Origin of the sequence: Archangium violaceum (assembly GCF_016859125.1) — a bacterium.
Classification (GTDB): Bacteria; Myxococcota; Myxococcia; order Myxococcales; family Myxococcaceae; genus Archangium; species Archangium violaceum_A.
Genome location: NZ_CP069338.1, coordinates 8,078,312 through 8,100,340 on the forward strand (window position 1 = coordinate 8,078,312; position 22,029 = coordinate 8,100,340).

Annotated in this window: 20 protein-coding genes; 5 read left to right on the plus strand and 15 right to left on the minus strand. The window is 69.1% G+C overall.

Going from position 1 to position 22,029, the window contains the following annotated elements:
• Positions 1-2: 2 nt before the first annotated feature.
• The 4 genes from pstA to JQX13_RS34570 form a co-directional block, all read right to left on the minus strand.
• A complete protein-coding gene (gene pstA / locus JQX13_RS34555; protein ID WP_203403721.1) occupies positions 3-914 on the minus strand; it encodes a phosphate ABC transporter permease PstA in 912 nt (303 codons plus the stop codon).
• Positions 911-1,930 carry a phosphate ABC transporter permease subunit PstC gene (gene pstC, locus JQX13_RS34560; protein WP_203403722.1) on the minus strand — a complete coding sequence of 340 codons (1,020 nt, stop codon included), beginning with the start codon at positions 1,928-1,930 and terminating at the stop codon, positions 911-913. The genes pstA and pstC overlap by 4 nt, the downstream gene beginning before the upstream one ends.
• A 52-nt stretch (positions 1,931-1,982) precedes the next feature.
• A complete protein-coding gene (locus JQX13_RS34565) occupies positions 1,983-2,804 on the minus strand; it encodes a phosphate ABC transporter substrate-binding protein (RefSeq protein WP_203403723.1) in 822 nt (273 codons plus the stop codon).
• An 86-nt stretch (positions 2,805-2,890) separates the two neighbouring features.
• Positions 2,891-3,580, minus strand: a complete 690-nt coding sequence (locus tag JQX13_RS34570; RefSeq protein ID WP_203403724.1) for a response regulator — start codon at positions 3,578-3,580, stop codon at positions 2,891-2,893.
• Between the two features lie 228 nt (positions 3,581-3,808).
• On the opposite strand from JQX13_RS34570, the gene JQX13_RS34575 reads away from it, so the two are divergent.
• Positions 3,809-5,185 carry a porin gene (locus tag JQX13_RS34575; protein WP_203403725.1) on the plus strand — a complete coding sequence of 459 codons (1,377 nt, stop codon included), beginning with the start codon at positions 3,809-3,811 and terminating at the stop codon, positions 5,183-5,185.
• A 57-nt stretch (positions 5,186-5,242) separates the two neighbouring features.
• Here JQX13_RS34575 and JQX13_RS34580 read toward each other — a convergent pair whose 3' ends face one another.
• The 5 genes from JQX13_RS34580 to JQX13_RS34600 all read right to left on the minus strand — a co-directional run bounded on the left by JQX13_RS34580 (position 5,243) and on the right by JQX13_RS34600 (position 9,762).
• Complete coding sequence (locus JQX13_RS34580; protein ID WP_203403726.1) at positions 5,243-6,187, minus strand: metallophosphoesterase family protein; 945 nt, start codon at positions 6,185-6,187, stop codon at positions 5,243-5,245.
• Positions 6,188-6,199: 12 nt separating this feature from the next.
• Positions 6,200-7,564: a sensor histidine kinase gene (locus JQX13_RS34585; protein WP_203403727.1), complete on the minus strand. Its 1,365-nt coding sequence runs from the start codon at positions 7,562-7,564 to the stop codon at positions 6,200-6,202.
• A gap of 19 nt (positions 7,565-7,583) precedes the next feature.
• Positions 7,584-8,264, minus strand: a complete 681-nt coding sequence (locus JQX13_RS34590; protein ID WP_203403728.1) for a response regulator — start codon at positions 8,262-8,264, stop codon at positions 7,584-7,586.
• A gap of 119 nt (positions 8,265-8,383) precedes the next feature.
• Positions 8,384-8,884 carry a hypothetical protein gene (locus JQX13_RS34595; protein WP_203403729.1) on the minus strand — a complete coding sequence of 167 codons (501 nt, stop codon included), beginning with the start codon at positions 8,882-8,884 and terminating at the stop codon, positions 8,384-8,386.
• A complete protein-coding gene (locus JQX13_RS34600; protein ID WP_239014028.1) occupies positions 8,881-9,762 on the minus strand; it encodes a hypothetical protein in 882 nt (293 codons plus the stop codon). The genes JQX13_RS34595 and JQX13_RS34600 overlap by 4 nt, the downstream gene beginning before the upstream one ends.
• Positions 9,763-9,940: 178 nt before the next feature.
• Between JQX13_RS34600 and JQX13_RS34605 the strand changes: the two genes are divergently transcribed.
• The gene (locus JQX13_RS34605; protein WP_203403731.1) at positions 9,941-10,519 is read left to right on the plus strand and encodes a YceD family protein; all 579 of its coding nucleotides are present in this window, start codon (positions 9,941-9,943) and stop codon (positions 10,517-10,519) included.
• Between the two features lie 96 nt (positions 10,520-10,615).
• Complete coding sequence (locus JQX13_RS34610; protein WP_239014029.1) at positions 10,616-12,790, plus strand: ATP-binding protein; 2,175 nt, start codon at positions 10,616-10,618, stop codon at positions 12,788-12,790.
• A 33-nt stretch (positions 12,791-12,823) separates the two neighbouring features.
• Here the strand turns inward: JQX13_RS34610 and JQX13_RS34615 are convergent, their stop codons facing one another.
• Complete coding sequence (locus tag JQX13_RS34615) at positions 12,824-13,786, minus strand: class I SAM-dependent methyltransferase (protein ID WP_203403732.1); 963 nt, start codon at positions 13,784-13,786, stop codon at positions 12,824-12,826.
• 128 nt (positions 13,787-13,914) lie between these two features.
• Positions 13,915-16,545 (minus strand): DUF4962 domain-containing protein, encoded by a 2,631-nt coding sequence (locus JQX13_RS34620; protein WP_203403733.1) that lies wholly within the window; start codon positions 16,543-16,545, stop codon positions 13,915-13,917.
• A gap of 227 nt (positions 16,546-16,772) precedes the next feature.
• On the opposite strand from JQX13_RS34620, the gene JQX13_RS34625 reads away from it, so the two are divergent.
• Together JQX13_RS34625 and JQX13_RS34630 are read left to right on the plus strand one after the other, a co-directional pair.
• Positions 16,773-17,375: a hypothetical protein gene (locus JQX13_RS34625; protein ID WP_203403734.1), complete on the plus strand. Its 603-nt coding sequence runs from the start codon at positions 16,773-16,775 to the stop codon at positions 17,373-17,375.
• Between the two features lie 241 nt (positions 17,376-17,616).
• Positions 17,617-18,426, plus strand: a complete 810-nt coding sequence (locus JQX13_RS34630; protein ID WP_239014030.1) for a LytR/AlgR family response regulator transcription factor — start codon at positions 17,617-17,619, stop codon at positions 18,424-18,426.
• 22 nt (positions 18,427-18,448) lie between these two features.
• On the opposite strand, the gene JQX13_RS34635 is transcribed toward JQX13_RS34630, so the two are convergent.
• The 4 genes from JQX13_RS34635 to rpmF all read right to left on the minus strand — a co-directional run bounded on the left by JQX13_RS34635 (position 18,449) and on the right by rpmF (position 22,020).
• Entirely contained in the window at positions 18,449-20,548 is a 2,100-nt protein-coding gene (locus JQX13_RS34635) for an ATP-binding protein (protein ID WP_239014031.1), read from the minus strand.
• A 247-nt stretch (positions 20,549-20,795) separates the two neighbouring features.
• Positions 20,796-21,083, minus strand: a complete 288-nt coding sequence (locus JQX13_RS34640) for a hypothetical protein (protein ID WP_203403736.1) — start codon at positions 21,081-21,083, stop codon at positions 20,796-20,798.
• 109 nt (positions 21,084-21,192) lie between these two features.
• Positions 21,193-21,648 carry a sensor histidine kinase gene (locus tag JQX13_RS34645; RefSeq protein WP_203403737.1) on the minus strand — a complete coding sequence of 152 codons (456 nt, stop codon included), beginning with the start codon at positions 21,646-21,648 and terminating at the stop codon, positions 21,193-21,195.
• A 183-nt stretch (positions 21,649-21,831) separates the two neighbouring features.
• The gene (gene rpmF / locus JQX13_RS34650) at positions 21,832-22,020 is read right to left on the minus strand and encodes a 50S ribosomal protein L32 (RefSeq protein ID WP_203403738.1); all 189 of its coding nucleotides are present in this window, start codon (positions 22,018-22,020) and stop codon (positions 21,832-21,834) included.
• Positions 22,021-22,029: the final 9 nt, after the last annotated feature.

Sequence of the window (22,029 nt, forward strand, 5' to 3'; positions counted from 1 at the left end):
TGTCAGTGGGCCGCGGAGGCGCGCCTGCGGGTGCGGGCGCGGATGAGGACCGCGACGAGGTTGAGGGCGAAGGTGAGCGCGAGCAGCACCAGCACCGTGGCGTACAACAGGGGGCGCGTGGCCTCCACATCCGGGGACTGGGTGGCCAGGACGTACGTGTGGTAGCCCAGGTGCATGAACTGGGAGTTCAGCTTGTCGGGCAGGTCGGGGAGGAAGTAGGCCGCGCCGGTGAAGAGGATGGGGGCCACCTCGCCCGCGCCGCGGGACACCGCCAGCACGGCCCCGGTGAGGATGCCCGGCAGCGCACCCGGCAGCACCACCCGCCCCAGCGTCTGGGACTTGGTGGCACCCAGCGCCAGGCTCGCCGTGCGGTGCTCCATGGGAACGGCGCGCAGCGCCTCCTCGGTGGAGACGATGACCACCGGCAGCGTCAACACCGCCAGGGTGAGAGAGGCCCAGAGGATGCCCGGCTGGCCCCAGTTCAGCTCCTGGTAGCCGAGCAGCCGGTCCATGCTCCCGCCCACGAAGTGGATGAAGAAGCCCAGGCCGAAGAGCCCGAAGACGATCGACGGCACGCCCGCCAGGTTGACCACCGCGATCCGCACCGCGCGGGCCAGCAGCGAGCCCGGGGGCGCGTACTCGTGCAGGTACACCGCCGTCAGCACGCCCACCGGCATCACCGCCACCGTCATCAACAGCGTGAGCGCCGCCGTCCCGTAGAGCGCGGGGAAGATGCCGCCGCCCATCATGCCGTCGGAGGGCGGCTCGGAGAGGAAGGTCCAGGTGACATGCCCGGCGCCGCCTCGCACCGCGTCGAAGAGGATGATGGCCAGGATGGCCACGATGAGCAACGCGGCGAAACCGGTGAGGGACGTGAGCGCTCCGCCCATGGCCCGGCGCATGGTGTGTTTCATGCTCCCGCTCCCGACAACCGCTTGAGGACCTTCCGGGTCCAGGCGTTCGCCAGCATGTTCAGGATGAAGGTGAAGAGGAAGAGCTCCACGCCGATGAAGAACAGGAGCGAGTAGTGCGGGCTGCCGACCACCACCTCGCCCATCTCCGCGGCGATGGTGGCGGACATGGAGCGGACCGAGTCCGTCAGGCTCGCGGAGACGATGGCCGCGTTGCCCGAGGCCATCAGGACGATCATCGTCTCACCGATGGCGCGGCCGAAGCCCAGCACGCATGCGGCGAGGATGCCCGGGGCGGCCGCCGGCAGCACCACCTTCCAGGCCGTCTCCCAGGGCGTGGCGCCCAGCGCCAGCGACGCCTCGCGGTAGCTGCGCGGCACCGCCGTGAGCGCGTCCTCGGCCACGGTGAAGATGACGGGGACGATGGCCAGCGACAGGCCCAGGCCCGCCACCAGCGCGTTGAGCCGCGAGTCCAGGCCGAAGGTCTCCTGCATGAAACTGGCGAGCACCATCAGCGCGAAGAAGCCCAGCACCACCGAGGGGATGCCCGCCAGCAGCTCGATGGTGGGCTTGAGCACCTCGCGCAGCTTGCGCGGGGCGAACTCGGCCGCGAACAGCGCTCCCGCCACGCCCACCGGCACCGCCACCACCATGGACACCAGCGTCGTCTTCAGCGTGCCGATGAAGAGCGGAATCATGCTCACCTTCGGCACCGAGGACACCGGCTGCCACACGAAGGCCGCCGGCCTGCCCGCGCGGACCACCTGCGGCAGGAACATCTTGGAGAGGCTCGCCTCCTTACGGGCTTCTTCCTCCAGGAAGAGCGCCAGTGCCTCCTTGGCGACGAAGACGAGGATGAGCACCAGCGCGGCGATTCCCGTGAAGGCCATCGCCGTGATGAATCCGGCGATGACCTTCTCGCGTATCTGTCTCCGCCGGGCGACGGAGGAGAGCCGCGGCGCCACTGGTGTTGCCGTTTCCACGAGACCCTGACCCTGCATGGCTGCCTGTCTATCCATCTTGTGTCTCCGTCTCGTGTGACAATCTCGTGACGCGCGCGGCCCCGAGGGGTTACTTCACCGGGAAGTAGCCGACCTTCGTGACCACCGCCTGTCCCTCGGGGGACAGCACGAAGTCGATGAAGGCCTTGGCGTCGCCGTCCGGCTTGTTGCGCAGGTAGAAGTACAGGTCGCGCGCGAGCGGATACTTGCCGCTCTTGATGTTCGCCTCGGTGGGGGCGATGGCCTCGTTGTCCTTCTTGACCTTCAGCTCCTTGATGCCCTTGGCGTAGGCGGCGCCGCCGTAGCCGATGCCGTTCTTCTCCTTGGAGACCGCGTTCACCACCGCGGCGGTGCCGGGCAGGGTCTGGGCTCTGGCGGCGTAGTCCTCGCCGTCGAGCAGGTTGTCCTTCACGAACACGTAGGTGCCCGAGGAGTTCTCACGCGAGTAGACGATGATGGGCGCGTCCGGGCCGCCCACTTCCTTCCAGTTGGTGATGTCGCCCAGGTAGATGCCCTTGAGCTGCTCCTGGGTGAGGGCGTCCAGCGGGTTCTTCTCGTTGACGTAGAAGGTGACGCCATCCTTGGCCACGGAGATCTCCGTGGCGTCGTTCTTGAAACGCTTGCGGAGTTGGTCCCCCTCCGCCTTCTTCATGGGACGGCTGGCCATGGCGATGTCCGTGGTGCCGTTGATGAGGGCCGACAGGCCGGTGCCCGAGCCGCCGCCCGTCACCTGCAGCTTGACGTTGGGGTTCTTCTTCATGAACTCCTCGGCCCAGCGCTGGACGAGGATGACCATGGTGTCCGAGCCCTTGACGGTGACGGTGTCGGCGCGCGCCGCGCCAGGAAGGACGAGCAGCAGCACGGCGGCGAGAGAAGCGATGAACGTCTTCATGGATGAAGCTCCTTGGATGTCGGGGATCTAGGGACCGTCTGTGGCCGTTTGAAGGCCGGAGCGTGACAAATGTGTAACGGTGGCGCTCAGGCCATGTTCGGCTCGACGATGCGGTAGCCCACACCGCGCACCGTTTCGAGGTAGGCACGCGCGGAGCCGAGCTTGTCGCGCAGGCGCATGACGTGGGTGTCGATGGTGCGCGTCTCCAGGTTGCTGGACAGGCCCCACACCTCCTCGAGGAGCTGCTCGCGGGACTGCACGCGGCCCACGCGGGCCATCAGGTGCTCCAGCAGGCGGAACTCGAGCGCGGTGAGGGACACCTCCTTGCCTTCCACATAGAAGCGGTGGGCGGCGATGTCGAGCGTGAGGGGGCCGAGCTTGACGGGGGCGGAGTCGTCCTTGCCGGGGCTGCTGCGGCGGAGGATCGCCTTGAGCCGCAGCACGAGCTCGCGCACGCTGAAGGGTTTGGTGACGTAGTCGTCGGCGCCCACCTCGAAGCCGCGCACGCGGTCGGCCTCGTCGCCCTTCGCGGTGAGCATGACGATGAGCACGTCACGGGTGTTGGCGGCGGCACGCATCTGGCGGCAGACCTCCACACCCGACATGTCCGGCAACATCAAGTCGAGGAGGACGAGGTCCGCACGCTGCTCGCGGGAAGCGGAGAGCGCTGCCTCGCCCGTGGCGGCAACGCGGGTGGAGAAGCCGGCGGCGCGGAGATTGAAATCGATGAGCTCGGCGAGATCTCGCTCGTCATCGACGATAAGGACATGGGACATGGCGGCGGCGCACTCTGGGCCGTGCCGTTTGCGCTGTGGTGACGCAGCCGCGACAACTGTGTGACATCTGTTCCCGGAGTGGAGTGCGCTGGAACGCGAGGTGGTGGTGGCCCCTCCGCGAAATGAACGGGGTCTGGCGTTGTCACGAAAGTGTGACAATGGGCGCGTGGCAGGAGTGTGATGGGTGGCGCGCTTTTCCCTAGTCGAGTCTTCCCAAGGATCATGATTGTGACGACGCCTGCATCCGACGCCAACACCCACGTGCCGGAACACTCATCAAGCGCTCGAAAGAAGTGGGGGGGCGCGCTGTCGGCGCTCCTGCTGACCAGTGCCGCTCCCATGGTCGCCAACGCGAGCCCGACTCCCGAGGCGCAGCAGTCCGAGCCCCAGGCGGAGCAGCCCGCGGCTCCGGCGCGGAAGCCCGACGCCGACACCCCGGCGGCGAAGGTCCGCTGGCGGCCCGGCAAGGGGCTCGAGGTCAACAGCGAGGATGGCCGCTTCCGGCTGGTGACGCGCCTGCGCGGGCAGTTCCTCTACCAGGCCGATGATGAATTCGTGGAGGACGGTCCGCGTGAGTTCACGCACGGATTCCTCCTCCGCCGCGCCCGTGTCGCCTTCTCCGGCTTCATGTTCGGCGAGCACAACAAGTTCAAGATGGAGCTGGCCTTCTCGCCGCGCGACCTCGGCTTCACCGATCTCTCCGGAGATCAGAGCCCGCCCCAGACCAACCGGGACAACGTCGCGACCCTGTCGCCGCTGCTCGACCTGTACATGGAGTTCGACCACCTGCGTGACCTGACGCTCGTGGTGGGCCAGTACAAGGTCCCCTTCAACCGCCAGCGCGTCATCTCGTCGGGCAACCTCATGCTCGTCGACCGCTCCATCGTGAACAGCGAGTTCAACCTGGATCGCGACATCGGTCTCGACCTGCGCTCCGAGGATCTCTTCGGGCTGGATCTGTTCCGCTACTACGTGGGGGCCTACATCGGAGGCGGACACAGCACCTATGCGCTCAGCGCCCCGGGGCTGATGACGCTGGCCCGTGTCGAGGTGCTCCCCCTGGGCTCGTTCGAGGACTACAGCGAGGCGGACCTGGAGCGCAGTGAGAAGCCGGGCCTGTCCATCGGCGTCGCGGCCGCGCACGTCGAGAACGCCCGGGCCACCCGGGGCATCCTCGGGCGCACGCCCCGGGATGGAGGCACGACGGACTACAACCTGTTCACCGCGGATGCGATGTTCAAATGGCAGGGGTTCTCGGCCCAGTCGGAGTTCATCCTTCGTCAGGGCACCCGCAACCCGGGCGATGCGGTGGGCCCGGGCGGCACCCCCGTCCCCACCGAGGCCGCGCGCAACGGCTATGGCTGGTTCGTTCAGGCGGGCTACCTGCTGCCCGTCACCAACCTCGAGGTCTCGGGCCGCTACTCCATCATCCGGGCCGCGGACGACGACACCAGCCTCTCCGACGAGAACGAGGCCGGCGTGGGCCTGAGCTACTACTTCCACGGGCACGCCTTCAAGCTGCAGGGCGACTTCTTCCGGCTCTGGGAGGACGCCTTCGAGGATGGCAACAACCAGTTCCGCGTTCAGCTCCAGACCTCGTTCTGAGGCGGCGCGGTGCCAGGGGCGGTGGGCGCGCCAGGTTCGCGTGGCGCGCCGCCGCCGTCAGCCGTCCAGGTCCGTCACGGTGGAGAGCGGGGGCGGCGTCTCCTCGGAGGGCGCGGAGTGGCTCTCGTCGCCCACGGCCTGCTTGAGCAGCGGGGGGACCACCATCGGCAGCTCGAGGGGCGTGGGCGTGTGGGGGATGCCGGAGCCCGGCGGCGGGCGCAGCACCGGGCCGGGAGGTGGCAGGCCCGAGTGGCGGCGCGCGGCCTCCATCAACGCCTTGTGGTGGCGGTAGCGCGCCTCGACGAGCTTGTGGATGAGCAGGGGTCCGCCGGGCACGCGGCGCGCGGTGAGCGCCTGGGTGGCCTTGCGCACCGGGTAGCGCACGCGGCGGATCTGCACGCGCCAGCCCTTGGGCGTGAAGGTGAAGACGCCGTAGGCGGGGCGCAGGTCTCCGTCACGGGGGATGCCCGCGCTGGCCACGTCGGCGATCAGCAGCCGGCCCACGCGGCGACGGTAGGGGAAGTGCAGGTGGCCGAAGGCACACGCAGCCGCGTCCAGGTTCTGGAAGTAGCGGCGGACGGTGTTCTCGTCCAGCGTGGGATCCAGCGAGTCCTCGAGGTTGCGCGGGTTGGCGTGGCAGACGAACAGGTCCTGCCCCCGGCGCGGCGAGTAGCGCACGGAGAAGGGCAGGGCGCCCAGCTTCTGCAGCCAGGGAGCTCCGAGCTGATCCCTCGTCCACTGCAGCAGCTCCGTCTTCCAGTGGTCGCGCTCGCGGTAGGCCCCGCCCAGGTAGTGACCGGCGAGGTAGCAGTCGGTGTTGCCCATGAGGATCGCGTCGCAGCGATCGAAGAGCAGCTCCACCGTCTCACGCGGGTGCGCGCCACGCAGGGCCAGGTCGCCGGCGGCGACGACGTAATCGGGGGCTACGCGGGCGATGTCCTCGAGGACGGCCTCGCAGGCGGGGAGGTTCCCGTGAATGTCGGCGAGGATGGCGACCCGCATGGTCGCGCCATCCTAACCCGTCGCCGCCGCCGAGGGCACTGCCGCTGGAAGGAAAATCGAGAAGGTGGAGCCCTCGTTCGGCTGGCTCTCGACCCGGACATCGCCCCCCATGGCGCTCATCAGGTGCTTGACGATGGACAGGCCCAGGCCCGTCCCTCCCATGTCCCGGCTCCGGCCCTTGTCCACCCGGTAGAAGCGCTCGAAGATGCGGGCCAGGTGCTTGGGCTCGATGCCCACGCCCGTATCCCGGACGTGCACCGCGCACCGCCCGTCCTCCAGGCTGCCCGTCACCGTCACCCGCCCTCCCTCGGGCGTGTACTTCACCGCGTTGTCCAGCAGGTTGAGCAGTACCTGCTCGAGCCCTCGCTCGTCCCCTCGGCCGATCAGCCCCTGGGGAATGTTCAGTTCGACCGTAATCTTCTTGCCCTGGGCCTTGTGCCGGACCACCTCGGCCGCCCGGGTGGCGGCCACCGCCAGCGGCACGTCCGCCACCTGCAACTTCACCTCGCGAGACTCCAGCCGGGACAGCTCGAGCAGATCCTCGACGAGCTCCGAGAGGCGCTCGGACTGGCGGTGGATGATGTCCACCATCTTGGTCGCGACGTTGGGATCCTGGAGGGCACCGCCCTGGAGCGTCTCGGCATAGCCGCGGATGGCGGTGATGGGGGTGCGCAGCTCGTGGGAGACGTTGGCGACGAAGTCCTTGCGCACCTTCTCCAGGCGGCGCAGCTCGGTGACGTCGTGGAAGACGGCGGCGCTGCCGGGCAGATCCCTCCCCAGCGGGGTCACCCGGATGGCGAGCGTGCGAGGGAACAGGCCCTCCAGTGTCAGCTCGAGGCGGGTGGAGGCGCCCTCGCGGCAGGCGCGGGTGACGGCCTCGTTGAGCGCGTCGTTGCGCAGCAGGGCCAGGGGGCGTTGGCCGTTGATGTTCCCGAGCGTCTGCAGCATGTCGCGCAGCGCGTCGTTGTGGCGCACCACGGTGCCCTCGGCGTCGGTGATCCACAGGCCCTCGGCCATGCCGTCCAGCACGGCGGTGAGGGTGCGCGTCTCCTGGTTGAGGCCGGCGTTGCGCGTGGAGAGCTGCTGGTGCAGCGCGTCGATGGCGCCCTGGAGGTTGACCACCTCCTCGAGCCGATCCCGCGCGTCCTCACCCGTGCCCGGCGAGGATGCGCCCTCGGTGCGGGTGCGGACCTGCCGGGCCAGCGTGAGCAGCTGCCGCTTGAGCGCGCCCCGGGCCGCCACTTGTGTCAGCGCGGAGCTGGCGAGCGTGGCGAGTGAGACGAAGAGCGCGTCCCGCTCCCAGCCCAGGAGCAGGAAGAGGATGAGCGTGGCGATCGCGGGGGCGAACAGGGGAATCAGGAAGAGGCGCGGACTCATGGGAAGGGAGGGCCTCGCCTCACGGAGGGCTGAGCTTGTAGCCCACGCCGCGGACCGTCTCGATGATGTCGCCCGCGGGGCCGAGCTTCTCGCGCAGGCGCTTGATGTGCGTGTCCACCGTGCGCGTGTGGATCTCCGCCTGGATGCCCCACACGTCCGACAGGAGCACCTCGCGCGTCTGCACGCGATCGGAGCGCTCCAGCAGGGTGCGCAGCAGGCGGAACTCCAGGGCGGTGAGCACCACCTCCTGGCCCTTCACCCGCACCTGGTGACGCGAGGTGTCCAGCTGGATGTCCCCGGCGGACAGCTGGGCCGCCGGCCCCTCCTCCGCGTCCGAGCGCCGCAGCACCGCCTTGACCCGCAGCAGCAGCTCGCGCACCGAGAAGGGCTTCACCACGTAGTCGTCCGCGCCCAGCTCCAGGCCCTGGATGCGATCGGACTCCTGGCCCTTGGCGCTCACGATGATGACCGGCACCTTGCGCAGCTCGGAGTCGCTCTTGAGCAGGCGCAGCACCTCGCTGCCCGCCAGGTCCGGCAACATCAAATCCAATAGAATGAGGTCCGGCACGTTGGCGCGTGCCCGGGCCAGACCGCTCGCACCCGTGCCAGCGGCCTCCGCCTCGAATCCCGCCGCCCGGAGGTTGTACTCCACCAGTCCGGACAGGTCCTGCTCGTCCTCGATGATCAGGATGCGTGCCATCGTTCCTCCGGGTTCCCCCGGTGTCTCCCACCGTGGGCGTAGCAGATTGGTCGTGGCGGGTGAATGACGAGCACGTGACGCCTCTGTGACACGGCTCGACCGCCTGTCCTGCCTGCGCTCTAAGGAGCGAAGGTCGGATCGCACTCGCCCGCCGTCAGGGTGATGGGGGCGGCGATGAGCGGCTCGTTGCGGGTGGCGCTGACGGACTCCAGGTAGTTGCAGGAGCTGCCCAGGAAGCGCGGGGGGGTGGAGCGCGAGAGCGCCTCGATGATGACGACGTAGTCGCGGCCCACCGGGATGTCCACGCCCAGCTCCTGGGCGCCACCGGAGAGCCCCGCCTCGAAGCGCAGGGCGCGTCCCCTCTCGCCGTCCGGGCCCTGGAGGACGAGCGCCTCGTTCTGCTTCACCTGCTGGTTGAGGCAGGTGCGCTGCAACTCGGCGCACCGGCGCGACCGGCCCTCCGGCAGCACCACCACCTGGAAGGCCCCCAGCTCATCGGCGACGGCCCGCTCGATGGACACGTCCAGCCCGAGGCTGGCTCCGGACGAAACGGGCTCCGCCCCACAGCCAGCGGCGAGGGTGGCACCCAACAGGACGAGGAGGGAGGTACGCGGGCTCATGGGTTGACGCGGATGGTGATGGGGACGCGGCCCCGCTCGTCGGAGCTGGCGTACACGACGGCGCCGGCGGTACCCGCCACGGCCACCGCGCCCACCGCCACCCAGAGCCACGGGCTCTTGTACCAGGGGCGCTCGCCCACCGTGGCGACCGCGCCCTGCTTCGGGGCCACCTGGAAGACGAGCGGGTTGAAGGCATCGCCCCGGCCCGCCAGCCGCCGCTGGGCCGCGTCCGCCACCTCGAAGTAGTACTCCACCTCGTAGGCGGAAGCGGTGGCGGGCAGCTCGTAGGCGGGAATGGTGGCGACGTAGCGCTCCTTGTTGGCCCGGTCCCGAGCGAAGTCCACCGAGCTGTACGCCTGGCCTCCCGCGCGCCGGTAGAAGAGCCGCGCCCGGGCCCCGAGCGCCATGTCCTCGATGTGCGCCTGCGACGTCACCGGCTCGCCGCCCACGGTGTCCGCGAGGGGTTCCACCTGGAGGCTGACGGGCCGCACTCGGCGGTTCTTGATGTCCTCCTTGATGCGCGCGTAGAGCGAGCGGACCTTCGGAGGCGCGGTGCGAGGCAGCTCGTAGTCGGGCCGGGCCTGGAGGAGCATCTCGTAGGCCTCGCGCGCCCGTGCCTCGTCCCCCAGGTACAGCGAGGTGAGCCCGAGCAGGCGGTAGAGCTCCACGAGCTGATCATCGGTGACGTCCGGCGCGTCGAGCCCGGCCTCCACCGTCTTCACCGCCTCCTCGAACTCGCCGTCCGCGATCTGCTCCTGCGCGCGGGCGATCTCCGGGCGGACGGGGGCGACCTGGAAGAGGAGGGGCTGGGGGAACAGGGGCCGGGCGAGCGAGGCGCCAGGGGACAGCAGGCTCGCCAACACGATGCTCGCCACCATGCGATACCGCCGGACGTACATTGGCACCCACCCTAGCAGACGACCAGGCATCCCTCTACCGCGAGGACGCTCCCGCAACGGTCAAGGCCCGGTGACATCTATTGAGGTTATGGCGCGTTGACTGCGGGAGGGGGGCTCCCCATGATGCGCGCCCCTTTTTGGATAGGACGTCAGGTAGATGCTCGTAAAGATTGAACAAATTCGCGACGAAGGGCTCCAGGTCAAGGAGGAGATGAACCTGGAGCTGCTCGGAGCCGCGCTCGAGGGTTCCGGCTTCCGGGCCACCGAGCCCCTGGCCGTCTCGGCGAGCCTGCGCAAGGTGAGCGGCGGCGTGCTGCTCGAGGGCAGGTTCACCTCGCGCGTGGTGGCGGAGTGCAAGCGCTGCCTCACCGAGGCGAAGCTGGAGCTGCCCGTGGCCTTCACCCTCAACCTGGTCCCCGAGTCGCTCGCCCGCGGCGAGGACGTCCTGGACGACGAGGAGCTGGAGGAGAAGGACCGGGGTCAGGGCGAGAGCGGCGGCTCGTTCATGCTGGATGACGCGGACGAGGAGGTGTTCGACGGCAAGGTGATCGACCTGGAGCCGATCGTCCGCGAGCAGGTGCTGCTGGCCCTGCCGATGAGCGCCGTGTGCCGCGAGGAGTGCCGGGGGCTGTGCCCGAAGTGCGGCCAGAACCTCAATGAGAAGGCGTGCGGCTGCGACACGAAGTTCGTGGACCCGCGCCTCGCGGTGCTCAAGAACATCAAGCTCCAGGGCTGAAGTCGGGCCTGGGGAGACGGCCGGGCGTGCCCCTCCTCGCGCGGGGCGGCGAGGAATAACCGAGACGGACTTCGTGTCGAATGCGTCCCGGTTGCCATGCCCTCATCGTCCAGCCCTCGTGCTCCCCTGGCCCGCTCGACGCTCGTCCACATGGGCGTGCGCATCGCGGTCATCATCGCCCTGTCGACCCTCTACAGCTACCTGCACATGTACAGCACGCTGCGCACCGAGGCGCTCGCGCAGCTGAAGCAGCATGTCGCGGAGCGGGGGCAGCGGGAGCAGGCCATCTTCGTCCTGGCGGAGGACAACCACGCCCTCCTCAAGAAGAGCCTGGAGGGGAGGCTCCAGGCCCTCCCGAACGAGGAGGTGAGCGCCCGTTTCGATCGCCTCTTCGTCCATCAGCCCGATGGCACCATCCGCACCCGTGCCGAGGGCTTCGATGGCACGCAGGCGCCGTGTGTCTTCGTCCCCCGGGGCTTGAACGTCGACACGGACATGCGCCGGAGGATTCTCGCCTCGTACGACGTGGTCTCCTGGTACGGACCCGCCTTCTATGTCCGTTTCACGAACACCGCCGTCACGCTGCCCGAAGGGGGGCTCGTCCTCTACTGGCCCGAGAACTCAACCTGGTGCATGGAGGCTGAGCCGGACTTCCGGATCACCGACTTCACGCACTTCACCATCAGCCTCCCCCAGAACGATCCCGAGCGGAAGACGATCTGGTCCGGCGTCTACCAGGATCCGGTCAGCAACGAGCCGATGGCCTCGATCGCCACGCCGTTGGACCAGGAGGGCCGCCACATCGCGACCCTCAGCCACGACGTGCTCCTCAAGGAGTTGATGAGCCGCACCATCAACGATCACCTACCCGGCGCGTACAACCTGCTCCTCCGCGAGGATGGACAGCTCATCGCCCGTCCCGAGCTGCCAGACACCGAGGCGCAGCGGGCCCACCTGCGGGACCTCGTCGAGCGGGTGAAGAACAGCCCGCCTGGCGAAACCGTGCTGGAGCTCCCCGAGCACGACGAGTACCTCGTCGTGGCCCGGCTGCAGGGGCCCGGCTGGAACTTCGTCACCGTGCTCCCTGAAGCCACGATGAGCCAGCCCGCCTTCCGGGCCGCCCGCACCGTCCTGCTCCTCGGCCTGCTCTCCCTCATCCTCGAGCTGCTCATCCTGTACTGGGTGCTCCAGAAGCAGATCGCCCGTCCGCTGCTCTCCTTCACCCAGGCCACCGACCGGGTGGCCTCCGGTGACTTCCATGTCGAGCTGGACACTTCACGGCGCGACGAGCTGGGACAGCTGGCGTGCGCCATCCGTCTCATGGCCGACAAGGTCCAGCGGCGCGAGGAGGACCTGCGTCACGTCAACGAGAGCCTCGAGCAGCGCGTCGAGGAGCGCACCCGCGAGCTGAAGGAGGTCCACCTGCAGCTGGTGCAGACCGCCCGCCGTGCCGGCATGGCGGAGATCGCCACCAACGTGCTGCACAACGTGGGCAACGTCCTCAACAGCGTCTACACCTCCGCCCAGCTCGCCCGGGAGCGCATGACCGACATGCGACTGGAGCACGTGGGTCGTGTCGCGGACATGCTCCAGGAGCACCAGTCCGATATCGGTACCTTCCTCACCCAGGACGCGCGTGGACGCAACGTGATGCCCTTCATGAGCAGGCTGGGGCAGAACCTGATCGACGAGCGCAAGGAGATCGTCTTGCTGCTCGAGGACGTCGGGCGCTACACGGAGCACGTGGGCGACATCGTCAAGGTGCAGCAGAACTACGCCCGCACGCCCCGCCTGCATGAGCCCGTGCAACTGGCGGAGCTGGTGGAGGATGCCATCCGCATCAACTCGGCCGGACTCACCCGTCACCAGGTGAAGATCGTGCGACAGCTGGCCACGCTGCCTCCGGTCCTCACCGACAAGCACAAGACGTTGATGATCCTCGTCAACCTGGTCAGCAACGCCAAATACGCCATGGATGGGGTGCTGCCGGCCGAGAGGCTCCTGTCCGTGAAGATGGAGCTCTCCGGCACCGAGCGCGTCCGCATCCAGGTGCACGACAATGGCATGGGCATCGCGCCGGAGATGCTCACCCGTATCTTCCAGTACGGCTTCACCACCCGCGAGGAGGGGCATGGCTTCGGTCTGCACTCCAGCGCCCTGGCGGCCCAGGAGCTGGGCGGAGAGCTGACCGTCCACAGCAAGGGAGCCGGGCACGGAGCCACCTTCACGTTGGATCTCCCCTATGTCCCGGCCGGGGAGAAGACCACGTGAGCGGGTGGGCGGCCACGCCCGGGCTGGCCTCGCTCAGCCCCGCTCGGGGAGCCGTCCGTACATCACGCACATGCCGCCCAGCATCTGGAGCCCGGGCACCGAGAGGATCGCCCTGTCGGTGCACCCCAGCACGTCCGCGGCCAGCCGGCGCGGCCTCGAGGCGCGCTCGAAGTTGTTGTCGCGCAGGAAGAAGCGATCCATCCGGGACAGGAAGCCGAACCAGCGCATCTCCAGCCGAGGCAGGTAGCGCTGGATGAGCGCCAGCTCGGCCCGCTCCAGCGGACGCTCGTTGGGCGTGGCGTCGGTGTGGATGGGAATGCGCTTGCGCAGCTTGCGCATCACCGGAGAGAGGCACACCGGCTCGGAGAAGACGAAGAGCGCCCCGGGCTTCGCGCAGCCCACCAGCTTGCGCAGCACCCCATCCAGCTCCGGGATGAGGTGGTGCAGCACGCCGTCACCCCAGATGATGTCGTAGGAGCCCTCGAGGAGATCCGCGGTCTCCAGGGGCGAACAGATGAACTGGGTGGAGTCCCCCACGCCATCGAGCTCCGCCCGGCGTTTGCACAGCTCGATGGACCTGGACGAGATGTCGATGCCCGTCACCCGCGCGCCGAACCGGGCCATCAGCATGGCGTTGCTGCCATCGCCGCAGCCCACGTCCAGCACGCGCTTGCCGCGCAAATCCCCCATCAGGCGGAAGCGGAACTCCTTGTTGAACCACGGACGCCGCGTGGCCCGGTACCGTTCGAGTGTGAGCGCATCCAGGGGGCGCGCCGTCTGCTTCTCCACCATCTGATCGAAGAAGTCCGACTCGGAGGCCCAGCGCGCCAGCGCCTCGGGCGGCAGCTCGGTGGAGAAGAGCTCTTCCTCCAATCCAGGACGAGCCGCGCTCCGGGAGAGCCGATTCCGCTCCGGCTCTGGTTCCGAAACCAGCGTCGCCGGGGCCCCCTCCACCTCCGCCTCCATTCGTTCGTCCAGGCTCTCCCGCTCTTCCATTCCCATCCTCCCCTGTCGCCTGTGCGCCCCTGATGACGCAGTGGGGAAAGTAGGAATGTGGGGCAGGTACGTGAAGCGCCTCAGGTTGGGCTTTCGCGACTACTGCTCCTTTTCCAACGACTTGTGCGTCAGGGGCGGTTGGTGTCCGACATGTGCCCGGGGCGGCGCGACGATCGACGCCGTCCGAGCGCCAGCGCGCCGCTCAGGGCGAGGAGACTCCAGCCGAGCACGAGCTGCCCGCCGCTCGAGGCACAGGACAGTCCCGCGGGCCGGGAGAGGCCGGGGGCATCGGGCTCTCGACCCTCCTCGGGGGGCGGCATCGCCGAGCCCGAGCCCGCGGAGGGCTCGTCGCCGGTGGGCGACTCGGGTCCGACGACGATCGGGGGAGTGGAGTCGGTGGTGTCCGGGGGCGTGGGCTCGCTGGGGGGCACGTCGTTCGTCCCCCCCAGCACGAGGGTGTCGCCCTCGCGACGGAAGGGGACCTCCATGCCGTTCCACACGACGCGGGTGGCCAGGGGCGCGTGGATGCGGGGCGAGCCCGTGGCGTTTCCGGACAGCCGCACCGTGTCGGAGGCGAGCCCGTCCGCCTCCAGCACCCGTGTGGGCTCCGTCTGGCTGATGAGCGTGTGCGAGGCATCGGCCAGGCTCGTGCCGCGGATCAGCACGGCGCGGGTGGGCGTGGTGCCCTCGTACCGGACGACCCCCGCGAGCCCCGCCAGCCGGAAGCCGCCCGCCGTACGGCTCTGCTCGGGGAGATCATTGAAGAGCGCGTAGATGGTGGAGGCGCCCTCGGTCACCTTCAGCCCGGCCTCGGGCGCGCGGGTGTCGAGCGCCTTCACCGCCGGGCGCGAGGCCCACGCTGACTCCTGTGTTGGCACCAGCGCCGTGAGGAAGGTGACGTTGGCGGAGGCCGAGGTGGGTTTGACCTCGGCGTTGACGACGAGCCCGGCGGAGTTGAGCTTCTTGATGTTGACCGGCCGCTGCTCCGTGAAGGCGACGTCGAAGGACGCGGGGGCCACCACGGCGACGCCCAGGGCCTGGCTGTTCTCGCCGCGCCCGTGGAGCCAGCCGCCCTCGCGGGTCGCTCCATTCATGAAGTGGCAGGACCACCGGTAGACGTGGGACTTGGAGGCCTGCACCACGTCGCGCAGCACCACCCACTTGCGGTCGAGGAAGAGGGCGTGGCGATCCCAGCGGCGCAGCCCCAGGGTGGAGGCGTAGAGCGTGGAGCCATCGCCGATGGCGTAGCCGGCGTGCTCGCTGGAGCCGAAGAAGGGGATGCCGCCCTTGCGGTCGAAGTACCAGCTGTAGGCCGCGGCGGAGTCGCTCTTGTCGCGCACGCCCTCGCCGAGCTGGCCCACGCCGTCGATGGTCAGCGAGTTGTGGAAGACGGTCTGGTTGGCCGCCGGTCCCGGAGAGCCCGCGTGGCCGATGTAGTAGCCGGCCGCCTCGGGCGCCAGCCAGGAGCCATTGCCATACAGGTAGAAGCCGTTGTCGTCGGCGTGGTCGTGGGCGAAGTTGAGCACGCCGCGCGGCTCCATCCCGCTCTTCAGCCATTGCCACCCGGCCATGCCTCCATACGGGCCGTTCTTGAGCGCGAAGAGGAGCGAGCCCTTGTCCCAGCCGCTCCGGAACACCGCCGCCTGCTGGCTGTCGCCGTACCAGTCCAGCGGCAGGGTGCGCACGTCCGTGGGGCGCAGGGTCTCGTCGTAGAAGAGGAACTCGAAGACGCGCGGGTTGAGCTCGGGCGCCCAGCTGTTGGAGGGCGTGCCGCGAATCCACGCGTCCGCCATGCCCTGGGCCACCGGGTCGCGGTACCGCATCGCCGCGTAGCGCAGGGGCATCAATCCCAGGTCCGGGCTGAAGCCGTAGAAGTCGCCGTGGATCAGCACGGGCTGGCTCGGCCGCTCGGGCAGGTGGGTGGCGGCCACGGCGCGCGGCATCGCCTTCACCAGGCCCAGGTCACCCAGGTCGGTGCCGGTGACCCGCTTCAGCGCGCTCACGAAGGGCAGGTACCAGCTCAGCCCGTACGTGACGTAGGAGTAGCCCTCGTGCCAGAGGCCATCCGTCACCAGCTCCATCACCTGCTTCACCTTGCGCGCGTTGCCGGTGGCCAGGTCGAGCCAGGGTTGCGTGGTGGTGCTCGGCAGCTCTCCGCGGGTGGCCAGCGCCGCGAGCCCGATGGCGGCATGGTTCACCCAGTTGTGGTTCTGCAGGTACTCGTCCGCCCACCACTCGCCGCCCTTGGACGTCTGCGTCAGGGCATTGGCGTTCTGCTGGAGGGTGGTCCGGACGCGCGAGGACTCGGTGCTGGTGAGCTTCGGGGCCAACAGATCGTAGGCCACCGCGACGCCTCCGAGCAGGTGGGCCTGGACCAGATCCTGCGAGCCGTCGAGGTCGAGGTTTCCCCACGAGGAGACCGTCAACAGCCAGTTCTTGGCCAGGTCGAGGTGGCGGCTGTCGGTGGACAGCTGCGCCACGAAGGCGAACACCACCAGCAGGTTGCCGACCTCGCGGCGATCCAGCTGCAGGGTCTTCCCCGTGGCCTTCCAGGTGACCAGACCGGACGACGCGACGGTGCTGTCCAGGTAGCTCGTCGTGCCCTTCAGCAGGGGCTGGTAGATGGCCTGATGGGTCGACCGGGCCTTCTGGCGTAGCGCCTCGACCTGGGAGGGCTCGAAGAAGAGGCTGGGGTGCGAGCCCGCGAGCGCGGGAAGCGAGACGAACAGCACCAGCCAGAGCGTGATGGAGTGCCTCATGGAGGGTGGATGCCACCCTTTATTCCGCCCGTTTGAAACATGGGGGCCGGGCAGGGCCCGGCCGCCAGGCTGGTGAATGGCCTGACGGTTCACGGGTCGGACAGGCCGGTTCACGGCACCGGCGGAGCGCCTCACGGAACGGCGACGGCCCACGTGTGAGCGGCTCGGTAGCCTGGCCTCGCAACTCGGGCACACCCACTCCGAGTTCCCAACAACAGGAGAAGTCCATGTTCCGTCGATTCGTTTCCTTCGTTCTTCCCACGATCGCGCTGGGCCTGACGGGCTGCGGCGTCGACGCGACGGAGGCGGAGCTCGCCCAGGGCTCGGAGCAGGTGGCCACCACCGAGCAGGCGCTTCACTCGTTCGTTCTCAACGCCGTCAATCTGAACTTCTTCGCGCCGCCGAGGACGAAGGGCGACGGTGAGTTCGGCGGAAACGGTCCCCGCATGGACGTCCGCATCGAGCTCCTGCGCCTCAACAACAACACCGAGCTGTGGGCGGAGATGTCCATCATCGCGCAGGAGCGGGATGGCAACGACGACGGCGACACGAGGGCCGAAGGCACGCGCAGGTACCACATCTTCACGGCGCCGACCTGGATCGAGAGCGTCACTCCGGTGGGGGCGATGGAGGGGTTCACGTTCACCCCGTTCACGTACGGCTTCTTGGATACGGGGCATGGTCTCAACGCCTATCAGTTCCCGCAGCTCGTCCCCGCGAGCAGGTTGGTGTGGCAGCTGTCCTGCGTGGGCGACACGAAGGGTGACGAGGCCGGGTCGAAGACCGGCTGCGAGGCAATCCTGCACGACCTGGCGATCACGTATTATTGATCCCAGCCTCTTCCGGCGGCTGCGTGACGCATGGCGCCGCTGCCGGGTCTCCCCCTCGACGGAGGCGTCACGCCCGTGACGTCCCGACCGTCACGCTCCCATCACCCCTGGGCCGGTAGGGAACCTCGCACAATCCATGTCTCGTGGAGTCGTGCGTGAACCTCTCGGCCATGAAACTGAAAAGATTCACAGATATCGTCTCACCCCACGAACCGCGTCACACGCTCAGGGAGTGCCCGTCGTGAGCCTGTCGACGGAGAGTGCCCCCATCCGTGTGCTGCTGGTGGACCCGGAGCGTTCTGCCCGCCAGTGCCTGAGCACGCGGCTGGCCGCGGATCCGGAGGTGGAGGTGGTGGGCGAGTGTGCCAGTGGCCCCGATGCGTTGCAGATGCTGCGCCGGCACTCCGTCGACGTGATCTTCCTCGACGTGGAGATGCCGGGCATGGATGGCTTCCAGGTGCTGCGGGAAGCAGGTTCCGCTCACACGGGCGCCACCATCTTCGTCAACGCGGACGCCACCTACGCCCTCAAGGCCTTCGAGGCGCACGCGCTCGATTACCTCCTCAAGCCCTACGATGACGAGCGTCTCACCCGGGTGCTGGCCCGTGCCAAGGAGCACGTGCGGGGCGGACGCATCCAGACGTTGGCGCGCCAGCTGGCGGGACTGCTGGGCAGCACCCCGTCCGCGGCGGCCCCGGCGCCACCTCCCGCACCGCGCTACCTGGAGCGGCTGGTGGTCAAGGAGGTCGGCCGGATGGCCTTCCTCTCCGTGAGCGAGGTGGATTGGCTGGAAGCCGAGGACTACTACGTCCAGGTCCACACGGGAGGCCAGACGCACCTGCTCCGCCAGTCCCTGCGGGAGCTGGAGGCGCAGTTGGATCCCCACCAGTTCGTGCGCATCCACCGCTCCACCATCGTCAACGCCCGAAGGGTGCGGGAGCTGCGGCCGCTCTTCCATGGCGAGTACCAGGTCCTCCTGGGTGACGGCACCTGCCTGAAGCTCAGCCGCGGCTACCGGGAGCGGCTGGACGCCCTGCTCGGCGTGGCGTGACGGTGTGACGGGCCCGGAGGGCTCACCGGGGCGAGGGCGAGCGCCGTGCGCGGGTGCGGCACCTCGCCTCGGCGGTGCGTGCCTTCACGGCCTCCTCGGGCCGGCCGGCCGCGTCCATGAGGGCCGCCGCGCGCGCGTAATGATCCGCGGCCTGCTCGGGAGGAAGCACCTGCTCATCCGCGTGCGCGGAGGCGAGCAGGTACGGCAGGGCGCGCTCCACCGCGCCCGCCTCCATCCAATGGTGGGCGAGGAGGATGGCGGGGGCCCGCTCGCGCTCGAGCACGGTGGCGAGACGGCCATGCAGGACCCGGGCGGCGGCGGGGGGGAGGCTGGCCCGGACGGCTTCCAGCACCAGGTCATGGCTGAAGCGCTCGCCCATCAGGACCTGCGCGGCCTCGAGCTCGGCGAGCGCGGCGTGAATCTCGGTGGCGGTCACCTCGAGCGCGGCGGGGGCGAGCGCGGGCCGGAAGTGCGAGTCCGCCAGGGCGGCGAGCTGGGCCGTCTGGAGCGCCAGGGGGGAGAGCCGCTCGAGCCGGCGCTGGATGAGGGGACCCACGCGGCCCGGAGGAGGCAGCCGGTGGGGCCAGTCCTTGTGGAGGGAGTCGGTCTCGAGCAGGTGCTTGAGCGTCTCGATGATGTAGAGGGGGTTGCCACCGGTATAGCGGGCCAGGGCCTCGGCATGGGCTTCCGCGCCGGGCAGCTCCAGGCCCGCCAGCAACTGGCGCACATCGTCCGGGGCGAGGGGGCCGAGGTCGATGACGCGCGCCACCCCGGATTCCACCATCCGGCGGATGTTGACCTGGTTGTAGGATGGGAGCTCTCCCCGGCGGTAGCAGTCGATGAAGCGCGGTGGTCGCGCCGAGCCCGCGCTGGACTCCAACAGGCGCGCGATCGCATAGGTGAAGATCTTGGAGCTGGCCTTGTCCCAGTACTGGATGTCGTCCACGACGTTGATGGACCCACCTGTGCTGAGCAGCCGCATCGCCTCCACGTGCGCGTCGTAGAAGCGCAGCTCGTCGGTCTCGGAGGTCAGGGGCGAGAGGAGGCGTGGATCGCCCAGCTCGGGGAGGATGCGCGAGAGCTCGGAGCGCACCCAGTCTGGCAGCTTCACCCCGGGCTCCTGGGCCATGTGGTTACGCAGGGCGCGTGCTTGTGAGGCGAAGGGGATGTCCTGATCCCCCGGGCGCCCCTCCATCCGGAACCACCGGCCCTTGACGGCCGCGAACTCCTCGGCGAGCCGGGACTTTCCGGTGCCGGGCTCTCCGGTGATGAACAACATCTGGCCGGCGTTCCAGCCCTCCTCGAGCTGGCGCCAGGCGGCCGCCCGGCCCGCGAGCACCGGCGGCCGCAGCACGGACAGGGGGAGCGCTGGGGCTGCGGCGGGAGGGTGGGGGAGCTGGGTGCCCTTCTCGATGTGCCGCACCAGGGCGAGGGTGTCGGGCATGGGGGTGACGTCCAGCTCGCGGGAGAGGGCGGTGCGCAGCCGCTCGAAGGCGGCGAGGGCGGCGCCGCGATCCCCCTGGAGGTAGTGCAGGCGGATGAGGTGGCGGCCGGCCTGCTCGGACTCGGGCTCCTGCTGGACCCAGGCCTGGGCCTGCATGAGCGCGGTCGTCAGATCGCCCCGCGCCATGTGGCGTTCGATCTCCGCCTCGCGCGCCTGGCGCACCCAGCCCTCCACGGCGGTACGGGCGCCGTCCAGCCACCGCGCCAGCTCGGGGCAGTCATCGAAGTCGAAGCCAGACAGCAGCTGGCCACCGCCCTCGGGGTGCACGGCCTCGAGGATGTGGGAGTGCGCGTGGCTCAGGGCGGCGGACTTCAGCCGCGCGACGTCCAGGTCCAGCTCGGGGCCGAGCTCCAGGCGCTCGGTGTCGGCCCGTACCAACTCCAGGCCACCACACGCCAGCCGCAGACGGCGCAGCAGCTGGCGCATGTTGTTGCGTGCGGTGGTGGGCGGCGAGTCAGGCCACAGCAGGCCCGTCAGGGAGGCCTTGGCCGAGGGCCCTTCCAGTCCCAGGTAGGCCAGCAACGTCGCGGCCCGCCGCTCGATCCGCACGCGTTGGCCCTCGGGCCCCTCGAGCCACGCCAACCCCAACACCCGTGCTTTCCACCCCGTCCAGGCCACCTTGGTTCTCCATCCCCATCTCCGGGCCGGCCACCGGGACGAGGGCGAACACCCTGTACCGTGTATGGACGATAATCATTTCATTTTCTATTGGGGTGGAGGGATGCCTGTCTTTTTGCTGCAATGCGGCTGAAAGATTCACCCGCCATCGTTTTGTGAGAGGACTCACTCGACGCTAGCGGTTTCTCCGTACTCGCTGCGGGAGCGTGTTGGCCGCGCGAGAGTCGTTGGACGCCGTTCAGTGGTTTCAGCTGGCCTTGGAGAGGAGCTGTTGGGCGGCCTGCGGAGGAACGATGTAGCCAGCGGAGGTGAGGATCTCCGTGACGGCATGGAGCATGGCCCCCATGGCCGGTCCAGCCTGGTTGGGCTTGACGCTCACGCCGACGCCCACCACGGGCCCGAGCGCGGTGTACTCCACCACACTGACGGAGGGGGCGGGCTGCTCCTGGATGCCGGGCACCAGCGCCACGCGCTCCTGGAGGGCGCGCATCAGCCCGTGCACGTCACTGCCGTGCAGCAGGGGCACCTTGACCATGACCCTGCGGTGGGGGTGATGGCTGAAGTTGATTCCGCGGGCCGGGTTTCCGGCGAAAGGACGCTCCCCTGACACAATGGCTGGCATGTCAGCCCATGGTGCTGACGCGTCAGCCCGGCTGGGCGCGCAAGGGCAGGCGCGCGGTGAAGGTCGTGCCCTGCTCGGCCGTGGAGCTCACGTCGATGGTGCCGCCGTGGGCCCGTAGGAGTTGGTCCACGATGAAGAGACCCAGGCCGATGCTCCGCCCGGCGTGAGCCCTCTGGCCAGGGCCCTGGGTCATGGGCTGGAAGAGCCGGGGCCGCACCTCCTCGGCGATGGGGTCTCCCTGGTTGTGGACGCTGATGAGGATGTGGTCGTCCCGACGCCTCGAGTGCACCGTCACGCGTGTCCCTTCATGCGCGTACCGCACGGCATTGGAGAGCAGGTTGGTGAGGACCTGCGCCATGCGGTCCGCGTCCCATTCGACGCGCGTGTCGTCCTGACACTCCAGGGTCGCCGCGGCGAGGCGAAGTAGGCCCTGCCACGCGAGCTGACCCTCGCGCAGCGCGTCGAACTCGTGGATCACCGCCTCCAGTAGGGAGCCCGGGCGGACGCTCCTCCAGGAGTTGGGCCAGTGCGCTCATGAGGTTCTCCAGGGAAGGAGTGGATGCTCCCGGGCCTGGGATGGAGCGCGGCCCCAAAGCAGAAAGGCCGCCCCTCGGGAGAGGGAGCGGCCTTCATGCCTTCCAGCGGTGCTGGAGTCAGTGCTTCAGGCCTGAGCGCCCGGCACCGTCTCACGGCCCTTGTAGTAGCCGCAGGCAGCACAGGCGCGGTGCGGGAGCACCGGCTCCTTGCAGTTGCCGCACTGAATCACCTGCACGGCGGTGCGCAGGTTGTTGTTGGCCGCCCGGCGGCGGTCACGACGCATCTTGGACGTACGCTTCTTGGGAACACCCACGGCTCACCT

Bases quoted from the DNA above. Each gene is read 5' to 3' on its own strand.
- pstA (WP_203403721.1), bottom strand. From the start codon at position 914: ATGAAACACACCATGCGCCGGGCCATGGGCGGAGCGCTCACGTCCCTC.
- pstC (WP_203403722.1), bottom strand. From the start codon at position 1,930: ATGGATAGACAGGCAGCCATGCAGGGTCAGGGTCTCGTGGAAACGGCA.
- JQX13_RS34565 (WP_203403723.1), bottom strand. From the start codon at position 2,804: ATGAAGACGTTCATCGCTTCTCTCGCCGCCGTGCTGCTGCTCGTCCTT.
- JQX13_RS34570 (WP_203403724.1), bottom strand. From the start codon at position 3,580: ATGTCCCATGTCCTTATCGTCGATGACGAGCGAGATCTCGCCGAGCTC.
- JQX13_RS34580 (WP_203403726.1), bottom strand. From the start codon at position 6,187: ATGCGGGTCGCCATCCTCGCCGACATTCACGGGAACCTCCCCGCCTGC.
- JQX13_RS34585 (WP_203403727.1), bottom strand. From the start codon at position 7,564: ATGAGTCCGCGCCTCTTCCTGATTCCCCTGTTCGCCCCCGCGATCGCC.
- JQX13_RS34590 (WP_203403728.1), bottom strand. From the start codon at position 8,264: ATGGCACGCATCCTGATCATCGAGGACGAGCAGGACCTGTCCGGACTG.
- JQX13_RS34595 (WP_203403729.1), bottom strand. From the start codon at position 8,884: ATGAGCCCGCGTACCTCCCTCCTCGTCCTGTTGGGTGCCACCCTCGCC.
- JQX13_RS34600 (WP_239014028.1), bottom strand. From the start codon at position 9,762: ATGGTGGCGAGCATCGTGTTGGCGAGCCTGCTGTCCCCTGGCGCCTCG.
- JQX13_RS34605 (WP_203403731.1), top strand. From the start codon at position 9,941: ATGCTCGTAAAGATTGAACAAATTCGCGACGAAGGGCTCCAGGTCAAG.
- JQX13_RS34610 (WP_239014029.1), top strand. From the start codon at position 10,616: ATGCCCTCATCGTCCAGCCCTCGTGCTCCCCTGGCCCGCTCGACGCTC.
- JQX13_RS34615 (WP_203403732.1), bottom strand. From the start codon at position 13,786: ATGGAAGAGCGGGAGAGCCTGGACGAACGAATGGAGGCGGAGGTGGAG.
- JQX13_RS34620 (WP_203403733.1), bottom strand. From the start codon at position 16,545: ATGAGGCACTCCATCACGCTCTGGCTGGTGCTGTTCGTCTCGCTTCCC.
- JQX13_RS34625 (WP_203403734.1), top strand. From the start codon at position 16,773: ATGTTCCGTCGATTCGTTTCCTTCGTTCTTCCCACGATCGCGCTGGGC.
- JQX13_RS34640 (WP_203403736.1), bottom strand. From the start codon at position 21,083: ATGGTCAAGGTGCCCCTGCTGCACGGCAGTGACGTGCACGGGCTGATG.